The organism is Streptomyces sp. NPDC005483 (assembly GCF_040606035.1).
Taxonomy (GTDB): domain Bacteria; phylum Actinomycetota; class Actinomycetes; order Streptomycetales; family Streptomycetaceae; genus Streptomyces.
Genome location: NZ_JBEXEA010000004.1, coordinates 179,785 through 197,161, shown reverse-complemented (window position 1 = coordinate 197,161; position 17,377 = coordinate 179,785). Strand labels below are relative to the sequence as shown.

General features: G+C 69.5%; 15 protein-coding genes. 4 read left to right on the top strand and 11 right to left on the bottom strand.

Annotated features, from left to right (window positions below):
* Positions 1-50 precede the first annotated feature (50 nt).
* Both ABZT06_RS09870 and ABZT06_RS09865 read right to left on the bottom strand, forming a co-directional pair.
* The gene (locus tag ABZT06_RS09870) at positions 51-1,415 is read right to left on the bottom strand and encodes an alpha-lytic protease prodomain-containing protein (protein WP_355737545.1); all 1,365 of its coding nucleotides are present in this window, start codon (positions 1,413-1,415) and stop codon (positions 51-53) included.
* Positions 1,416-1,590: 175 nt separating this feature from the next.
* Positions 1,591-3,216, bottom strand: coding sequence for an alkaline phosphatase D family protein (locus tag ABZT06_RS09865; RefSeq protein WP_355737542.1), 1,626 nt, complete (start codon positions 3,214-3,216; stop codon positions 1,591-1,593).
* Between the two features lie 105 nt (positions 3,217-3,321).
* Between ABZT06_RS09865 and ABZT06_RS09860 the strand changes: the two genes are divergently transcribed.
* Together ABZT06_RS09860 and ABZT06_RS09855 are read left to right on the top strand one after the other, a co-directional pair.
* A complete protein-coding gene (locus ABZT06_RS09860) occupies positions 3,322-3,546 on the top strand; it encodes a zinc ribbon domain-containing protein (RefSeq protein WP_053850450.1) in 225 nt (74 codons plus the stop codon).
* Positions 3,547-3,603: 57 nt separating this feature from the next.
* Positions 3,604-4,230 (top strand): DedA family protein, encoded by a 627-nt coding sequence (locus ABZT06_RS09855; RefSeq protein ID WP_355737539.1) that lies wholly within the window; start codon positions 3,604-3,606, stop codon positions 4,228-4,230.
* Here ABZT06_RS09855 and ABZT06_RS09850 read toward each other — a convergent pair.
* The 3 genes from ABZT06_RS09850 to ABZT06_RS09840 are packed head-to-tail and all read right to left on the bottom strand — an operon-like array spanning position 4,205 to position 8,718.
* Positions 4,205-5,035, bottom strand: coding sequence for an HAD family hydrolase (locus tag ABZT06_RS09850; RefSeq protein ID WP_355737536.1), 831 nt, complete (start codon positions 5,033-5,035; stop codon positions 4,205-4,207). The two genes, ABZT06_RS09855 and ABZT06_RS09850, sit on opposite strands and share 26 nt — an antisense overlap.
* A complete protein-coding gene (locus tag ABZT06_RS09845; RefSeq protein ID WP_355737533.1) occupies positions 5,035-7,530 on the bottom strand; it encodes a phosphoribosyltransferase in 2,496 nt (831 codons plus the stop codon). The genes ABZT06_RS09850 and ABZT06_RS09845 overlap by 1 nt, the downstream gene beginning before the upstream one ends.
* 24 nt (positions 7,531-7,554) lie before the next feature.
* On the bottom strand, positions 7,555-8,718 hold the full coding sequence (locus ABZT06_RS09840; RefSeq protein WP_355737530.1) for an HpcH/HpaI aldolase/citrate lyase family protein: 1,164 nt from the start codon (positions 8,716-8,718) through the stop codon (positions 7,555-7,557).
* A gap of 206 nt (positions 8,719-8,924) precedes the next feature.
* On the opposite strand from ABZT06_RS09840, the gene ABZT06_RS09835 reads away from it, so the two are divergent.
* Positions 8,925-9,716, top strand: a complete 792-nt coding sequence (locus ABZT06_RS09835) for a TerD family protein (RefSeq protein ID WP_355737527.1) — start codon at positions 8,925-8,927, stop codon at positions 9,714-9,716.
* A gap of 6 nt (positions 9,717-9,722) precedes the next feature.
* Here the strand turns inward: ABZT06_RS09835 and ABZT06_RS09830 are convergent, their stop codons facing one another.
* From ABZT06_RS09830 to ABZT06_RS09805, 6 genes are all read right to left on the bottom strand, one after another.
* A complete protein-coding gene (locus ABZT06_RS09830; protein WP_280851750.1) occupies positions 9,723-10,460 on the bottom strand; it encodes a Tellurium resistance in 738 nt (245 codons plus the stop codon).
* Positions 10,461-10,547: 87 nt separating this feature from the next.
* Entirely contained in the window at positions 10,548-11,696 is a 1,149-nt protein-coding gene (locus ABZT06_RS09825) for a DUF475 domain-containing protein (protein WP_355737523.1), read from the bottom strand.
* Positions 11,697-11,821: 125 nt separating this feature from the next.
* Positions 11,822-12,397: a TerD family protein gene (locus ABZT06_RS09820; protein WP_355737520.1), complete on the bottom strand. Its 576-nt coding sequence runs from the start codon at positions 12,395-12,397 to the stop codon at positions 11,822-11,824.
* 127 nt (positions 12,398-12,524) lie between these two features.
* A complete protein-coding gene (locus ABZT06_RS09815; RefSeq protein WP_007381726.1) occupies positions 12,525-13,100 on the bottom strand; it encodes a calcium homeostasis/redox stress adaptation protein in 576 nt (191 codons plus the stop codon).
* 96 nt (positions 13,101-13,196) lie between these two features.
* Positions 13,197-13,655 carry a peroxiredoxin gene (locus ABZT06_RS09810; RefSeq protein WP_355737516.1) on the bottom strand — a complete coding sequence of 153 codons (459 nt, stop codon included), beginning with the start codon at positions 13,653-13,655 and terminating at the stop codon, positions 13,197-13,199.
* Positions 13,656-13,764: 109 nt separating this feature from the next.
* A complete protein-coding gene (locus ABZT06_RS09805; protein WP_030931848.1) occupies positions 13,765-14,196 on the bottom strand; it encodes a DUF3052 domain-containing protein in 432 nt (143 codons plus the stop codon).
* A gap of 342 nt (positions 14,197-14,538) precedes the next feature.
* On the opposite strand from ABZT06_RS09805, the gene aceE reads away from it, so the two are divergent.
* On the top strand, positions 14,539-17,286 hold the full coding sequence (gene aceE, locus ABZT06_RS09800; protein WP_355737512.1) for a pyruvate dehydrogenase (acetyl-transferring), homodimeric type: 2,748 nt from the start codon (positions 14,539-14,541) through the stop codon (positions 17,284-17,286).
* Positions 17,287-17,377 lie beyond the last annotated feature (91 nt).

Here is a 17,377-nt window from a genome sequence, read left to right as displayed (position 1 = left end):
GCAGGATTCGTGAACCCCGCCCCCCGCACCACCGCCGCGTCACCGCCTCCTCAGACGCGCTGCCACAGCCCCGTAGCGAGGGCGGGCTCATACGCGGCCTGTGCCTGGTGGGGCTGCAGGCACTCGTAGGTGACACCGTCGAGGGTCACCCGCGCTCCGACCTCGTACACCCGGCCCACGGCCCAGGCGCCCTCCTGGCCGTCCTCGGGGGCGGAGGTGCCGCTCGAGCTCGTGCTGGTGCTGAGCGTGAGGCCGTAGGTGCTGAGGATCGGGTTGATCGGCTGGTAGAAGGTCGTTCCGCCGCTCGTGCAGTCGCCGGAGCCTCCGGACGTGACACCCTGGGCCTGGACCCCCGAGATGTAGGAGCCGCCGGAGTCACCCGGCTCCGCGCACACCGTCGTGCGGGACACTCCGTCGACGGTGCCCTCGGCGTAGTTGACGCTCGTGTCGTGCTGCTGGATCGTGCCGCAGTGCCAGCCCGTGGTGGAACCCGACCGGCACACCGCGGCACCCGCCAGGGCCTGTACCGAGCCGGCGGTCTGCACGTCCTGGTCGCCCTCGCCCTTGACGGCGGGCGTCGCGGTCCAGTCGCTGTTGACGCCCACCCACGCCATGTCCTGCCCCGGGAAGACGGACGCCTGGAAGGTGCCCTGGGCGACCTGGTTGTACCCGGCGGTCTTCGCCCCCGCCTTGCCGCAGTGGCCGGCCGTGGCGAACCCCTGCTGGTCACCCTTGGTGACGCCGAAGCCGATGGAACAGCGGGCCGTGTCGTCGATGTAGAAGGCGTCACCGCCCCGGATGTCGTACAGGGCGCGCGGCTGGTCGGCCGTCACCTTGACGTCCACGAGCGCGTTGTCGACGCCGGCGGTCTTGATGAGCGTGTCCGCGGCGGCGCGGCTCGTCGCCTGCACCGTCACCCGGTTGGTCCGTACGTCGATGTAGCGGACCGGCGTGTCGAGGCCCTTGCCGGTGACGGAGCGGTCCAGCTTCGTCTTGGCCGTCCTCAGGTCCGCCAGCGGGGTCTTGACGACCACCGCCCGCGCACCACCGGCCTCGATGGCGCGGCCGTCCGCGACATCGGTGCTCGCGACGGTCAGGTCGGCTGAGGTGGCGCCGCTCACCCACGCTCCGGCGAAGCGCTTGCCCAGCACGTTCTGGAGCCGGCCGGCCCGGGTGCCCGCCTCGGCCTCGTTCACCAGGCGCGTCCTGGCCTGCGCCTCCGTCAGGCGCAGGTCGCGCTCCATGGCCCGCAGGACCACGGGCGCGGGGCTGTTGGCGCCGAGCGTCTCGGCGGCGGACGGGGCCGGGGCCGGCGCGGGGGGCTCGACGGCCGCGGCCGCGGGCAGCCCCGTGAGCACGAGTGCGCCGAGTACCGTCAACGCGGCACAACCGGCTGAAACGTGTCTGTGGGCCATCAGGCGTCTCCTCGGGTGGGGTACAAAAGCTCTCGAATCCCTAGGTTTTGCTGAAAACGACTCAGATGATGTCCGTCACCCGCTCGTTCCGCGCATCGGACGACAAGAAGAGGCCGCCCGGCGGAGCACGGGATGCCGGCGTCCCGACACACCGGGTAGGCTGCCCGGCTCCCGGTCACGCGGGAGTGAGGCCCGGCTGTCCGGCCTCCGTCACGAAGGACGCGGCGGTCGAGATCGGCGCACCCGGCGTCGTCACGGCGGACACGGTCCGGAAGTCGGCCCGCGCCTTCTGCCGGTCGAGGGTGACCCGCACATAGCCGCGGCGCCCGTCGTAGAACTTCAGATGCGGGTTGGCCTTGTGGTACGTGTCCCAGGTGGAGGGTCTCTCGGCGCCGTCCCGTCCGCTCGCGACCGAGGTGGCGGTGAGCTCCGTGCCGAGGGTGGGGGAGGCCGGGTCGTCGAAGTCGTCCTTGATGTCGAAGGCGTACGCGGCGTGCAGGTCCCCGGTCATCACCACCAGGTTCTCGGCCCCGGCCGATTTCGCGCCGTCGAGGATCCTGCGGCGCGAGGCCCGGTAGCCGTCCCAGGCGTCCATGGACATCTGCGGCTCCGCGGTGAGGTCCAGTTTGCGCTGGGAGAAGCAGACCTGTTGCGCCATCACATTCCACAGGGCCCGCGCGTCACGCCAGCCGTCGATCAGCCAGCTCTCCTGCGCCGCCCCGGTCATGGTGCGTGCCGGGTCGCCCTGCAGGGGGCCGCCAAAGTGCTTGGTGTCCGCGTACACCTGGTCGGAGCGGTACTGGCGGGTGTCGAGGACGTCGACCTGGGCGAGCGTGCCCCACTGGAGCCGGCGGTAGAGCTGGGCGTCGGGGCCGTTCGGCAGCTGTGCGGCGCGCAGTGGCTGGTTCTCCCAGTAGGCCCGGTAGGCGGCGGCGCGGCGCAGCAGGAACTCCTCCGGCGGGTCGTCGTTCTCGCTGATGGCGCCGGCGTAGTTGTTCTCGGTCTCGTGGTCGTCCCAGGTGACGACGAAGGGGTGGGCCGCGTGGACCGCCCTGAGGTCCGGGTCGCTCTTGTAGAGGGCGTACCGCAGCCGGTAGTCCTCCAGGGTCACGGCCTCGCGGTTGAAGAGGGCGGGCAGCTTCCGGTCGGTGTAGGCGCGGTGGCCGCCCACGGAGTTCACGGCGTACTCGTACAGGTAGTCGCCGAGATGGAGGACCACGTCGACGTCGTCCTGGGAGAGATGACGGTGCGCGGTGTAGTACCCGTCGAAGTAGGCCTGGCAGGAGACGGCGGCGTAGGTGAGCGACGCGGCGGCGGCCGTGGTCAGCGGCGCGGTGCGGGTACGGCCCGTCTCGCTGATCCAGGTCCCGGTCCTGAACCGATAGTGGTAGACCCGGTCGGGCTCGAGGCCGTCGACGTCCACGTGCAGGGTGTGGTGGTACTCCGGGTAGGCGACGGCGGTGCCGCTGCGGACGGGCGCGCCGAATGTCTCGTCGAGGGCCACCTCCCACTGGACGACGACGTACTGCTGGGGCAGACCGCCGTCGGGCTCGAACGGGGCGGGGGCGAGCCGGGTCCACAGCAGCACGGAGTCGGGCAGCGGGTCCCCGGAGGCGACGCCGAGCGTGAACGGATCACTGGCGATCCTCGCCGCGTTGAGTTCGCGGGAGCCTGCCGCGCCCCGGGCCGGCATTTGGGTGCTGAACGCGAGAGCGGTGGCCGCCGCGGTGACCGTGAGGAAGCGGCGCCGCCCGAAGTGCCGTGCGGCGGCACGCAGTTCGGGGTCGTGTCGTGAAGCCAAGGGGGCTCCTCCCGCGGTTGATCGCCGGCAGAGAACCCCCGCATGCTAACCAGACAATGATCATATTTCGGACATGCCTGTCGGAGCGCCGGTTAACCTGTGCTCATGCCTCGCTACGAATACCGCTGCCGGACCTGCGGCGACACCTTCGAACTCAGCCGCCCCATGGCCGAGTCCTCCGCCCCCGCCGACTGCCCGGCCGGCCACGACGACACGGTGAAGCTGCTGTCGACGGTGGCGGTGGGCGGCTCGGCGTCCGCGTCGGCCCCGGCGCCCCAGGCGGGCGGTGGTGGTGGCGGCGGTTGCTGCGGCGGAGGGTGCTGCGGCTGACCGCCGTACGCACATCGCTTCAGCCTGCCTTCAGGTCCCCGTGCCTAGCGTGGGCCCATGTCAGCCATCGACTGGGTCAACGGCCTCATGGACACCCTCGGCGCGCCCGGCGCCGGGGTCGCCATCGCGCTGGAGAACCTCTTCCCGCCTATCCCGAGCGAGGCGATCCTGCCACTCGCGGGCTTCGCGGCGAGCACCGGCCGGATGAGCCTGGTCGCCGTGCTGCTGTGGACGACGGCGGGTTCGGTGATCGGCGCCCTCGCGCTCTACGGCGTCGGCGCGCTGCTCGGCCGGGACCGCACGGTGGCGCTCGCGGCCCGGCTGCCCCTGGTGAAGGTCTCGGACATCGAGCGGACCGAGGGCTGGTTCCTGCGGCACGGCACCAAGGCGGTCTTCTTCGGCCGGATGATCCCGGTCTTCCGCAGCCTCGTCTCGATCCCGGCCGGCGTCGAACGCATGCCGCTGCCCGTGTTCCTGACGCTGACCACCCTGGGCAGCGCCCTGTGGAACACGGCGTTCGTCCTCGCGGGCCACGCCCTGGGCGCCAACTGGACCCAGGTCACCGACGTCGTGTCCGCGTACTCGAAGGTCGTGCTCGTGGCCGCCGCGCTCACCGTCCTGGCCTTCGTCGCCGTACGACTGCTGCGGCGGCCCTCCTCTACTGAGGTGTCCGAACCGTCCTGAGGAACTCCCTGAGGATCCGCTCCCCCGCCGCGACACCCCGCTCGGGCAGCGCGCTGATCGCCGGGGCGGTCCAGCCCGCGTCCGCCAGCTCCCCATGCCCCGGGCGCCAGCCACGGTCGGCCGCGAGGAGCAGGTCGGCGTCGAGCAGGGAGTCGCCCGCGGCCAGCGTCAGGGAGGCCCCGGTGCGCCGGGCCACCTCGCGCACGGCCGCGCTCTTGGTGAGCGGCTTGGGGACGGCGTAGATCTTGCGGCCCTGGAGCGACACCGTCCAGCCGCGGTTCTCGGCCCAGACCGCGAGCTCCTTCACCCAGTCCTCGGGCAGCAGTTCGCGCTCGACCACGAGGTAGGCGAAGAGGTCCTCGGCGATCCGGTGCTTGCGCACCCACAGGGGGTCGGCCGTCTCCTGGAGGTGTGCGCGGATCTCCTCCAGCGGGGCGCACTCGTCGGCGAGGCGGGCCGTGACGCCCGCGTGCCAGTCGAGGTCGGTGACGCCGTCGACCAGCAGGTGGCCGCCGTTCGCGCAGATCGCGTAACCGGGCGTGGGGCCGGGGAGGTTGATCCGCTGGTACTGCTTGCGGGTGCGGGTCGTCGTCGGCACGAAGACCGCCTCGTCCCCGAGCTCGCAGAGCAGTCCGGCCGCGGTCTCCGTCATGTAGGACAGCGGCCTGCTCTCGTGCACCTCGACACAGAGCAGCCGGGGCGCCCGCGCGTCCGGCATGGTCAGCGCGAGGGCGGCGGCCGAGTAGATGAGGGTACGGTCGAGGTCGCTCGCGACCAGCACCGGGGCCTGGGCAGGGGCCGGCATCAGACCGTCACCGCCTTGCCGTCGGCGCCGGTCGCCCCGCGCGTGTACTTGGGGTGGATCAACCCCACGCAGGTGTACGGGAGTTCGGCGACCTCTTCCACCGGGACACCTCTCTGCTCGGCCAACAGGCGTACGTGGTCCAGGTCCGCGCCCGCGCCCGCCCTGGCCAGGATCTTCCAGGGCACCCGGCGCAGCAGCACCCGGGTGGTCTCGCCGACACCCGGCTTGACGAGGTTGACGTCGTGGATGCCGTACTCCTCACTGATGCGTTCGACGGCCGCCCAGCCCTCCCAGGTGGGCTCGCGGTCGCCGGCCAGCAGTTCCTTCACCGTGGCGTCAACGGCGTCCACCACCTCGGGGAAACGGGCCGCGACCGCGTCCAGGAAGTCCACCGACACGTCCACGCCCGCGAGTTCGCGGTAGAACTTCGCGCCGTGGAAGTCGTCCGGGCCGACCAGGTCCGCGCGCAGGACCGTCCGCGAAATCAGGCCGGAGACCGTGGAGTTGAGGCAGGCGGAGGGGATGAGGAAGTCCTCCCGGGTGCCGTACGTCCGCACGCACGAGCCCGGGTCGGCGAGTACGGCGATCTCCGGGTCGAAGCCGGCGGGACCGCCATCGGCCTCGAACTTCCGCACCGCTTCCGTCAGTTCACGGGTGATCGCGCCCTTGCCGGTCCAGCCGTCCACGAACACGACGTCGGCGGGGTCGTGGTGTTCGGCCAGCCAGCGCAGGGCGTTGGCGTCGATACCGCGACCGCGGACGATCGAGACGGCGTAGTGCGGCAGGTCGAGGCCGTGCCGGAACCGCGCCCAGCGGCGCATCAGGACGCCGACGGGGGTGCCGGCGCGGGCGAGGGAGACCAGGACGGGGCGGGGCGAGCGTTCCTGGAGCACGATCTCCGTGACGGCGCCGACGGCCTGGGCGAGCCTCGCGGAGGACTCCGTCAGGGCCGTCCGGAACAGCTCCTGGTACTGGTCGCTCGGCTGGTACTCCATCGGCAGCGACTCCGCGTAGTGCGCGCCGCCGCTCTGGATGGCCTCCTCGCGCTCCTCGGTCGGCGCCTCCAGCGTGACGTCCGAGAGGTCCTGGAGCAGCCAGCCGACGTCCTCCGGGGCGTAGGAGGAGAAGGCGGGGCCACGGAGGGGCTCGGGGAGCATGGAGGGCCTTTCGGGGATGTGGCTGGGAATCACCGCGAGGACCGTCTGCCGGGTGTGCGGGGCCAGCTGGGCCAGGAGGCCGTCCGGTGCGTGGAGTTCGGGGGTGTCGGCGGCGGAGTCGACGATCGCGATCACCGCGTCGAAGCCGGCGCCGGCGACGTTGTACGCGTAGCGGTCGCCGGGGCCGTCCGCCGGGTTGTCGTGGGCCGGGAAGGTGAGACGGGTACGGATCGCGTATCCCGGGTCGTCCACGGCGAGGACAGGTGAGCGGGTGGTGGTGGAGTAGGTGAACTCGATGTCCTGGGCGATCTGTTCGAGTTCGCGGGCGAGTCTGAGGGGGGCGTACATCAGCTCTTCGAAGCCGAGGATGTGCACGCGGTGCGCGTCTTGCGGCAGCGCCTCGGCGAGCCTTGCGACCATTGCGGGGAGCGCGGACTCCAGGCGTATTCGGTGTGCCGGGGTGAATCCGTGGCGGCCGCCGTCGGGGAGGTCTCGGGGCCACATCAGGTCTACGCGGTGGTATGCCGGGTGCGGGTGCTTGGGGGCTGGTCGCGCCCGCGCGGCGGTAGCCGCAGATTCAACACAGCCCCGCGACCCTGAGTCGGCGACCTCAAACCTCGTTACGAGGTGCTGTCCCTTCTCCAACACCCCCTCCGGCAGCTTTACGGTGCCGGAGGCCGCCGCTACCAGGTCCACTCTCGCGCCTATTTCCCCCGCGAACTCCTCCAGCCGCCCCGCGTCCGCCTCCGAGCGCATGTCCACCAGGGCGACCACCACGTACCGGTCCCGCGGATAGCGTGCGTGCAGATCCCTGATCGTGTTCAGGACCGTGTTGCCCGTGGAGAACTCGTCGTCGACCAGGACCAGGGGGCCGTCGCCCGCCAGGAGCCCGGGGTCCTCCGGGAGGAGGAGGTGGGACGTGGCGTGGGAGTGGGACTCCTCGAAGCCGCCCGCGGGGGCCACCCCGGGGACCGGGCGGCGGGTGGAGTGGAGGTAGGGGGCGAGGGCGATGCCGTCGGCGACGGAGTGGCCGAGACCCGTCGCCGTCTCCGCGTAGCCGAGGACGACCGCGCGGGCCGCCTCCTGGTCGCCCAGCAGGTCGCGCACCCTGCGGCCCAGTGCGAAGCCGTGGCCGTAGACCACCGACGGGGACTGGGGGACGTGTTTGCCCAGCACGTTGGAGACCAGCAGGTGGGCCCGCTTGGGGTTGCGGCGCAGGGCCAGTCCCAGCAGGTCGGTCAGCCGGCTGTCGCCCACGAGTTCGACGCCGAGCCGGTCGGCGACCCACGTCCCCGACCAGACCCCGCCCGGCGTGCCGTCGTTCACTGCCTTGTTCATGCGTCCCTTGGTGTTCACGGATGTTCAGCCGGAGATTCCGGCGGCGAGCAGCTCCACGAAGCCGATGTCCTCGTTCGCCACCCCGAAGACCTCGGCGCGCAGCAGGGTCCGCTCGGCCCAGGCGCGATGCGGCTTCACTTCGTTCATCTTGTTCGTGTACTGCGACCGCAGCACCCCGCCGCCGCCGCGCTCGGGCCGCAGGATGTCCTGCGCGTCGCTGAACTCCTCGTGGCTGACCACGGACAGCGCGTGCACGGGCAGCACGTGGGAGGGGTGGATGCAGGTCTTGCCGAGCAGGCCGTTGGCCTGGTCGAGGGTGATCTCGCGCAGCAGGCCGTCCATGGCGTGCTCGATGAGCGCCTCGCGCAGCTCCTCGGCCTGGCCCTCCAGGAAGGGGCTGCGGCGCAGCTGCGGCTTGAACATGCGCTCCTGGACCCGGAAGTACTCCCAGACCGGTCCGGTCACGGTGAACCCGGTGCCGTCGGCGCGGCCCAGCATGTTCACCACGTCGGCGATCACGGAGGCGACGATCTGGACGTCCCAGGCGGTCATGTCGGGGGCGCGGCGCAGGCCGTAGGAGGAGCAGAAGTCGGTGACGCCGAGGCGGAGTGCCAGGACCCGGTCGCGGTACTTGTCGACCGCGCGCGCGATGCCCTCCAGGGTCTCTACGCGCGTCTCCCGGTAGAGCAGCTCCGGCGACTCCAGCACCGGCATGGCGAACAGCCGGTGCCCGCTCGCGGCCTCGGCGGAGGAGAGCGCCTCCAGGAAGGGGATGCCGCGCTCCTCGGTGAACTTCGGGAGCACGAATCCGGACAGCAGCCGGACCGCGGGGCCGAGCCGTCGTACGAGGTCGGGTATCTGCTCGGGGTGGCGGACCCGGATGAAGAGCAGCGGAAGGTCCACCTGCCGCTCCGCGAGGTCCGTGAACTGCCGGACGAGGTTCTCCTCGCCCTCGGCGACGTCCTCGTCGCCGATCGAGTCTTCCAGGCACAGCACCATCGAGACCACGCCGCGTCCGGTCTGCTTGACGATGTCGTCGGCGAGCCGCGGCCGGGTCGCCGGACTGTAGAGCGTGGCGCCCAGAGCCGCGGAGAGCAGCCGGGACGGGGAGTCCGCGGTGAACTCGCAGGGCTCCTGGTGGAAGAGGCGCTGACGCACCTCAGGGGCGATGTGCCCGAAATGACGCATATGACTCCCCCGTGGTTGCTGTGCCACCTGTGAAGGGATCACAGGTGGCCGGTAATAGTACGTAGGTACCCATGTCCCAGGTTCCCACCGGGCATGAATTTCAGGTAACGCAGACAAACACGGCCATGTCGACACCGTTACGACATCCACCGGTATCCCGTACCCCGGCGTTGTCGTGACCAGGACCGAGAGGGCAGGATGACCGCATGACGCACGCCATGCTGAAGGGGTCGAACGTCCCGCTGGAAGCCACCACAGTACGTGCCGTGCTGTGCTGGGCGCCCGGGCAGGGGGTCCCGGTCGTCGACGCCTCGGCGCTTCTCCTCGGCCCCGACGGTCATGTGCGATCCGACGAGGACTTCGTCTTCTACAACCAGCCCCGGCACCCCTCCGGGAAGGTCTGGCTCCTCGGCAAGAAGCGGGTCGCCGAGGGTCCCACCGACACGATCCAGACAGATCTCGCCGGTGTCGAGCCCGACGTCAGCCAGATTCTCCTGGTCGCGTCGGTGGACGCGGACGAGGCCACGTTCGCCCGCGTGCAGGGCCTGCGCATCCTGCTGTACGACGCCTCGGTCGCCGACGGCGAGCCGCTGATCCGCTTCGACATCAAGCCGGAGACGGGCCAGGAGACGGCCCTGATCTGCGGCGAGCTGTACCGCCGCGGCGAGGGCTGGAAGTTCCGCGCCCTGGGCGAGGGCTATGTGGAGGGCCTCCAGGGCCTGGCCACGGACTACGGCATCGTGGTGGACGAGTCCGACTCCCCGGAGACTCCGCCGCAGCCCGAGCCCACGTCGTTCGCCCTCCCCCCGGAGCAGCCGGCCCAGTCGGCCACCTCGGTCCCCACCCAGCAGGCCTACGGCTACCCCCAGCAGGCGACCCCGGCGACAGCCCCGGTGGTGGCGGCGTCGGGCTACGGCTACCCGCCGCCCGTGGCTCCGGTGCCGGCCGGGGCGGAGTTCTCTCTGCCTCCCCAGGGCCCGCAGTTCATCGGGCGGTAGCGGAGCTCACCGGTCCGCCTTCGCCTTGTAGCCCCGCCCCCACTGCAGCCCCCACCCGTACAACCGGTCCAGCTCCCCCTGGAAGCCGTACACGAACTGCACCTCACGCCGTACGACGAGCTCGCCCTTGACGTTCTCGATCATCACCACCGCGCACGAGCGGGCCTGCGGGTGCCGCTCGTCGAGGCCTATCTCGATGCGCGGCCCGTTGCTCGGGTACAGCGTCACGATCGCGTGCGTACGGTCGAACGCCGGTGTCTGGTCGTAGATGTACACGAAGACCAGCAACCGCTTGATCTGGTCCCGGTGGTCGAGGTTGACGTACATCGTCTCGCCGGACGCCGAGCCGAACCGGTCGTCCCCGCTGAGCTTCACGTACGGCGGCGCGTTGACGTCGCCCAGCAGCCCGCCGAGGGGCTGGACGACCCCCTTCGTGCCGTCGGCCAGCTCGTACAGGCATCCCAGGTCGAGGTCGACGTTGACCATGCTCTGGCTGTGCCCGAGGACCTCCGGCGGCTTGAGCGCCTTGAAGGGGTGCCGCAGCAGCGACTCCCGCTGTGAGCCCCCGATGTCGGAGGTCCGCATCCGCCAGGTCAGGTTGATACGGAGGTTGCCGGTCGCCGCGCCCTGTTTGGTGAGCGAGACCCGGTTGTGCCGCTTGGTCAGTTCGATCGCGTTGCTGGCCGCGCTGCCCGAGTCGAAGTCGACCTCGCGGCCGCCCCGGAGTCCGTCCAAGAAGCCCATTCCCGCCCCCATGTTCACTTTGGAGAAACCGGCGGGGCGGCCGGAGACCGGCCGCCCCGCTCAGAGCGTTCCTCACCAGGAAGGGTGTCACACCCCGGACGAGACCTCAGTCTTCTCGTCCGAGCCCGCGGCTTTTCCCTCTGCGGCCGCGAGCGCCTTGTTGCGCCGCACGGAGGACCAGAAGGACCAGCCGATCAGGATCACGCCGACGAGACCGGTGATGATCTCGTGGATCTCGTACTGGATGGTCACCATGAGGATCACCGCGAGGGCGCCGATCGCGTAGTGCGCGCCGTGCTCCAGGTAGACGTAGTCGTCGAGGGTGCCCTGGCGGACCAGGTACACGGTCAGCGACCGGACGTACATCGCGCCGATGCCCAGGCCCAGCGCCATCAGGACGATGTCGTTGGTGATGGCGAACGCGCCGATCACGCCGTCGAAGGAGAAGGAGGCGTCCAGGACCTCCAGGTACAGGAACATGAAGAACGCGGCCTGGCCGGCCATCAGGACCGCCGACTTGGGCTTGCCCTGGCGCTCGGCCTGCTCCTCCTCCTCGTGCTCGCGTTCCTCGTCCTCTTCGAGCTTGTCCTCGAAGTAGCCGGAGAGGCCGCCGACCACCATGTAGGTGATCAGGCCCGCGATGCCGGAGATCAGGACGGTCTGTGCCTTGTCGACGTGCGCGCCGCCGTGCTGGTGGGCGTGGGTCGCGAAGGTGAAGGCGGTGATCAGCAGGACGACCAGCGCGATGCAGACCGACAGCATGTCGACCTTGCCGAGCTTGGCCAGCGGCCGCTCGATCCAGCGCAGCCACTGGATGTCCCGGTCCTCGAAGATGAAGTCCAGGAAGATCATCAACAGGAACATGCCGCCGAACGCGGCGATCGCCGGGTGCGCGTCGGTGACCAGCTCCTGGTAGTGGTCCTTGTTGTTGAGGGCGAGGTCGACCGCCTCGATGGGCCCCATCTTCGCGCTGATGGCGACGATGACGACGGGGAAGACCAGCCGCATGCCGAACACGGCGATCAGTACGCCGACCGTGAGGAAGATCTTCTGCCAGAAGGCATTCATCTTCTTCAGGATTCCGGCGTTGACCACCGCGTTGTCGAACGACAGGGAGATCTCGAGGATGGAGAGGATCGCCACGATCCCGAAGCCCTCCCACCCCCCGTAGAGCACCGCAGCGACCAGGCCGAGCGCGGTGACCGCGAACGACCAGCCGAAGGTTTTGAGAACCACTGGCTACCCAATCCGTACGTGTACGGGGGACCCCCGTGCCGCACTCGGCTTTACGAAACTTTGAAGCGAAGTGTAGTCGGGCACCCACGAAGCCCTACCGGGCCCCGGCTTTTGCTCATATCGCGTTATGAGACGTTGACTCCGAAGTCGAGGGCGATGCCCCTGAGGCCCGACGCGTACCCCTGCCCCACCGCCCTGAACTTCCACTCGCCCTGGTGGCGGTAGAGCTCGCCGAAGATCATCGCGGTCTCGGTGGAGGCGTCCTCGGAGAGGTCGTAGCGGGCCAGTTCCTGGCCGTCGGCCTGGTTGACCACACGGATGAAGGCATTGCTGACCTGGCCGAAGGTCTGGCCGCGGTTGTCGGCGTCATGGATCGACACCGGGAAGACGATCTTGTCGCAGGTGTCCGGCACCTTGGAGAGGTCGACCAGGATCGACTCGTCGTCGCCCTCGCCCTCACCGGTGAGGTTGTCGCCGGTGTGCTCGACCGAGCCGTCGGGGCTCTTGAGCTGGTTGTAGAAGATGAAGTACTCGTCACCCAGGACCCGCCCGCTGCTGCACATCAGGGCGCTGGCGTCGAGGTCGAAGTCGGCTCCGGTGGTGGAGCGCGCGTCCCAGCCGAGTCCGACCATCACCTGGGTGAGGTTGGGTGCGGCCTTAGACAGGGAGACGTTCCCTCCCTTGGCGAGCGTGACGCCCATGTGCTGTTCCCTCCCCGAGAGTGTGCTGCTGTGCTGTACCTGCGCGTCCGGCGCCGCACGCAAACGGTGCGGCGCCGGACGAAGAGCCGTTCGAGCGGGTCCGAGGGCCTGCCCGGTGGAGCGGGTCCTAGACGTTGACGCCGAAGTCCTGGGCGATGCCGCGCAGGCCCGAGGCGTAGCCCTGGCCGATGGCGCGGAACTTCCACTCGGCGCCGTTGCGGTAGAGCTCACCGAAGACCATGGCCGTCTCGGTGGACGCGTCCTCGGAGAGGTCGTAGCGGGCGATCTCCGCCTCGCCGGCCTGGTTCACGACGCGGATGAACGCGTTGCGCACCTGGCCGAAGGACTGCTGGCGGTTCTCGGCGTCGTAGATCGAGACCGGAAAGACGATCTTGTCGACGTCGGCGGGGACGGCGGCGAGGTTGACCTTGATCTGCTCGTCGTCGCCCTCGCCCTCACCGGTGATGTTGTCGCCGGTGTGCTCGACCGAGCCGTCCGCGCTCTTGAGGTTGTTGAAGAAGACGAAGTTCGCGTCGCTGGCGACCTTGCCGGCCGCGTTCAGCAGCAGCGCGCTGGCGTCCAGGTCGAAGTCGGTACCGGTCGTGGTGCGGACGTCCCACCCCAGACCGACGATGACCGCGGTCAGGCCCGGGGCCTCCTTGGTCAGCGATACGTTGCCGCCCTTGCTGAGGCTGACTCCCACGAGTCCTCCATAGGTTCGCTGTTTCTGATGCTGCCGGATCAACGATTCGATCCTAGTGACGGGTTCCCGGCACACGCAGTCCCTGGAGGCGAACAATCACAGGGTGTCGAGCGCCTTCACGTACTCGTTCAGGTCGCGGGCGTCCGGCAGGGCGTTGACGACGGTCCAGCGGACCACGCCCTCCTTGTCGATGACGAAGGTGCCGCGCACCGCGCAGCCCTTGTCCTCGGCGAAGACGCCGTAGGCGCGGGAGACCTCGCCGTGCGGCCAGAAGTCGCTGAGCAGCGGGTACTCCAGACCTTCCTGCTCGGCGAAGACGCGCAGGGTGTGGATGGAGTCGTTGGAGACGGCGAGCAGCTGGGTGTCGCGGTCCACGAAGGTGGGGAGGTTGTCACGCAGCTCGCACAGCTCACCGGTGCAGACGCCGGTGAAGGCGAAGGGGTAGAAGAGCAGCACGACGTTCTTGCTGCCACGGAAGTCGGACAGCTTCACGGCCCGGCCGTGGTTGTCCTTGAGCTCGAAGTCGGGGGCTTTTTCGCCGGCCTGGATCGCCATCGCGCGGATGTCCCTTCGGGGGCTGTTCGAGTGACACGACCACCCTACGCAGCGATCACCACGGGAAAGCGGACGGGCCGGTCGCGCCGGCCCGTCCGGTGGTACAGGGCTACCTCTTGGACTTGGCCGCCTTGGGCGTCACCAGCCGGCTGCCACTCCAGTCCTTGCCCACGCTGACGCTCTTGGAGGCGGACAGGCCTGCCGTCGTCGCGGCTTCGGAGATGTCACTCGGCTCCACGTAGCCGTCCCGGCCGGTCTTCGGCGTCAGCAACAGGATCGAGCCGCCCTCCTCGATGTACGTGGTGGCGTCCACCAGCACATCGGTCAGGTCGCCGTCCTCGTCACGGAACCAGAGCACCACGGCATCGGCGACGTCGTCGTAATCCTCGTCCACAAGGTCGCTGCCGATGACTTGCTCGATGGCCTCGCGGAGTTCCTGGTCTACGTCGTCGTCGTAGCCGATCTCCTGGACCACCTGCTCGGGCTGGAACCCCAGCCTCACGGCAGGGCTCGTCTCCGCGTGGTCCGCGGTCGCGCTCACGGGTTGCCTCCTGATCTTGTCTTTGGGTATGTCTCAGGCTTCGCGCGTGCGCGAAGCGTTGGCCGTAGTCCACACGGGCGGGACGGATCGCGCAAGTACCCGGCGTTTCGGACCGCCGAAACGGTGACGTTCCGGACGTGTCCCCCCAACCCCAGGCACATCCTCGCGGTCACGTCGTGACACATGCCACACCTTTCTGCCCTCTTTGCGTGTTTGGGAACCATACCCGGGTACCAGCCTCGGGTTACCCCGGAGTAGAGATGACGTTTGGCCCCCCGAGGTACACGATGGGGAGCGGTGCAGACATACAGGAATACGGCCCTCTGACAGGTAAGGAACAGCGTGGCTTCCGGATCCGATCGCAACCCGATCATCATTGGCGGCCTTCCGAGTCAGGTTCCTGACTTCGACCCCGAGGAAACCCAGGAGTGGCTCGACTCCCTCGACGCCGCCGTGGACGAGCGCGGCCGGGAGCGGGCCCGCTATCTGATGCTGCGGCTCATCGAGCGGGCCCGCGAGAAGCGCGTGGCCGTGCCCGAGATGCGCAGCACGGACTACGTCAACACGATCCCCACCAGGGCGGAGCCGTTCTTCCCGGGCAACGAGGAGATCGAGCGGAAGATCCTGAACGCCACCCGGTGGAACGCGGCCGTGATGGTCTCGCGCGCCCAGCGTCCCGGGATCGGCGTCGGCGGCCACATCGCCACCTTCGCGTCCTCCGCGTCCCTCTACGACGTCGGCTTCAACCACTTCTTCCGCGGCAAGGACGAGGGCGACGGCGGCGACCAGGTCTTCTTCCAGGGCCACGCCTCCCCCGGCATCTACGCGCGCGCCTTCCTGCTCGACCGCCTCAGCGAGGCGCAGCTCGACGCGTTCCGCCAGGAGAAGTCGAAGGCGCCGCACGGGCTGTCCTCGTACCCGCACCCGCGCCTGATGCCGGACTTCTGGGAGTTCCCGACCGTGTCGATGGGCCTCGGCCCGATCGGCGCGATCTACCAGGCGCGGATGAACCGCTACATGCACGCGCGCGGGATCGCCGACACGAGCAAGTCCCACGTGTGGGCGTTCCTCGGCGACGGCGAGATGGACGAGCCCGAGTCGCTCGGCCAGCTGACCATTGCCGCGCGCGAGGGCCTCGACAACCTGACCTTCGTCGTCAACTGCAACCTGCAGCGCCTCGACGGCCCGGTGCGCGGCAACGGCAAGGTCATCCAGGAGCTGGAGTCGGTCTTCCGGGGCGCCGGCTGGAACGTGATCAAGCTGATCTGGGACCGGACCTGGGACCCGCTGCTCGCGCAGGACCGCGACGGCATCCTCGTCAACCGGATGAACACCACCCCGGACGGCCAGTTCCAGACCTACGCCACCGAGTCCGGCGCCTACATCCGCGACCACTTCTTCGGCGACGACCAGCGGCTGCGCGCGATGGTCGAGGGCATGACCGACGACCAGATCCTGCACCTGGGCCGCGGCGGTCACGACCACAAGAAGATCTACGCGGCGTTCAAGGCGGCCGTCGAGCACACCGGCCAGCCGACGGTCATCCTCGCCAAGACCGTCAAGGGCTGGACGCTGGGCCCGAACTTCGAGGGCCGCAACGCCACGCACCAGATGAAGAAGCTGACGGTCGACGACCTCAAGGGCTTCCGCGACCGGCTGCACCTGCCGATCTCCGACAGGGAGCTGGAGTCGGGCGCGCCGCCCTACTACCACCCGGGCCGGGACTCGGAGGAGATCCAGTACATGCACGACCGCCGGCTGGGTCTCGGCGGTTACGTCCCGACGCGTGTCGTGCGCGCCAAGCCGCTCGCGCTGCCGGACGACAAAACGTACGCGTCCGTGAAGAAGGGTTCGGGTCAGCAGTCGATCGCCACCACCATGGCCTTCGTCCGACTGCTCAAGGACCTCATGCGGGACAAGGAGCTCGGCAAGCGGTTCGTGCTGATCGCGCCGGACGAGTACCGCACCTTCGGCATGGACTCGTTCTTCCCGAGTGCGAAGATCTACAACCCGCTCGGTCAGCAGTACGAGTCGGTCGACCGGGAGCTGCTGCTCGCGTACAAGGAGTCCCCGACGGGTCAGATGCTGCACGACGGCATCTCCGAGGCGGGCTGCACGGCCTCGCTGATCGCGGCGGGTTCGGCGTACGCCACGCACGGCGAGCCGCTGATCCCGGTCTACGTCTTCTACTCGATGTTCGGTTTCCAGCGCACCGGAGACCAGTTCTGGCAGATGTCGGACCAGCTGGCGCGCGGTTTCGTGCTGGGCGCGACCGCGGGCCGTACGACGCTGACCGGTGAGGGTCTCCAGCACGCGGACGGCCACTCGCAGCTGCTCGCCTCGACCAACCCGGGCTGTGTGGCGTACGACCCGGCGTTCGGGTTCGAGATCGCGCACATCGTGCGGGACGGTCTGCGCCGGATGTACGGGCCGACCGCCGACGGCAAGGTGGGGGAGGACGTCTTCTACTACCTCACCGTCTACAACGAGCCCATCCGGCACCCGGCCGAGCCCGAGAACGTCGACGTCGAGGGCATCCTCAAGGGCGTCTACCGCTTCTCCGAGGGCACCTCGGGGTCGATCCCGGCGCAGATCATGGCGTCGGGTGTCGCCGTGCCGTGGGCGGTCGAGGCGCAGAAGATCCTCGCCGAGGAGTGGAACGTCAAGGCGGACGTCTGGTCGGCGACCTCCTGGAACGAACTGCGGCGCGAGGCCGTGGCCTGCGAGGAGTACAACCTGCTGCATCCGGAGGAGGAGCAGCGGGTGCCGTACGTGACGCGGAAGCTGGCCGGGGCGCAGGGTCCGTTCGTGGCCGTGTCCGACTGGATGCGGGCGGTTCCCGACCAGATCGCGCGGTGGGTGCCGGGCACGTACCAGTCGCTGGGCGCGGACGGGTTCGGCTTCGCGGACACCCGGGGTGCGGCGCGGCGGTTCTTCCACATCGACGCGCAGTCGATCGTGGTGGGCGTGCTGACGGAGCTGGCGCGGGAGGGCAAGGTGGACCGGTCGGTGCTGAAGCAGGCGATCGACCGGTACCAGTTGCTGGATGTCTCGGCTGCTGACCCCGGTGCGGCGGGAGGGGACGCCTAGTCGTGTGGCCGCGGGGCGGTGGGGGTTGTTCGCGCAGTTCCCCGCGCCCCTGAAGGGTGGTGAGGCCTGACGGCCCACCACCCTTCACCTT

Coding starts and splice junctions, on each gene's coding strand:
- ABZT06_RS09840 (WP_355737530.1), bottom strand. CDS start 8,718: ATGCGTCATTTCGGGCACATCGCCCCTGAGGTGCGTCAGCGCCTCTTC.
- ABZT06_RS09870 (WP_355737545.1), bottom strand. CDS start 1,415: ATGGCCCACAGACACGTTTCAGCCGGTTGTGCCGCGTTGACGGTACTC.
- ABZT06_RS09830 (WP_280851750.1), bottom strand. CDS start 10,460: ATGGGCTTCTTGGACGGACTCCGGGGCGGCCGCGAGGTCGACTTCGAC.
- ABZT06_RS09850 (WP_355737536.1), bottom strand. CDS start 5,035: ATGCCGGCCCCTGCCCAGGCCCCGGTGCTGGTCGCGAGCGACCTCGAC.
- ABZT06_RS09860 (WP_053850450.1), top strand. CDS start 3,322: ATGCCTCGCTACGAATACCGCTGCCGGACCTGCGGCGACACCTTCGAA.
- ABZT06_RS09835 (WP_355737527.1), top strand. CDS start 8,925: ATGACGCACGCCATGCTGAAGGGGTCGAACGTCCCGCTGGAAGCCACC.
- ABZT06_RS09845 (WP_355737533.1), bottom strand. CDS start 7,530: ATGAACAAGGCAGTGAACGACGGCACGCCGGGCGGGGTCTGGTCGGGG.
- ABZT06_RS09820 (WP_355737520.1), bottom strand. CDS start 12,397: ATGGGCGTCACGCTCGCCAAGGGAGGGAACGTCTCCCTGTCTAAGGCC.
- ABZT06_RS09855 (WP_355737539.1), top strand. CDS start 3,604: ATGTCAGCCATCGACTGGGTCAACGGCCTCATGGACACCCTCGGCGCG.
- ABZT06_RS09810 (WP_355737516.1), bottom strand. CDS start 13,655: ATGGCGATCCAGGCCGGCGAAAAAGCCCCCGACTTCGAGCTCAAGGAC.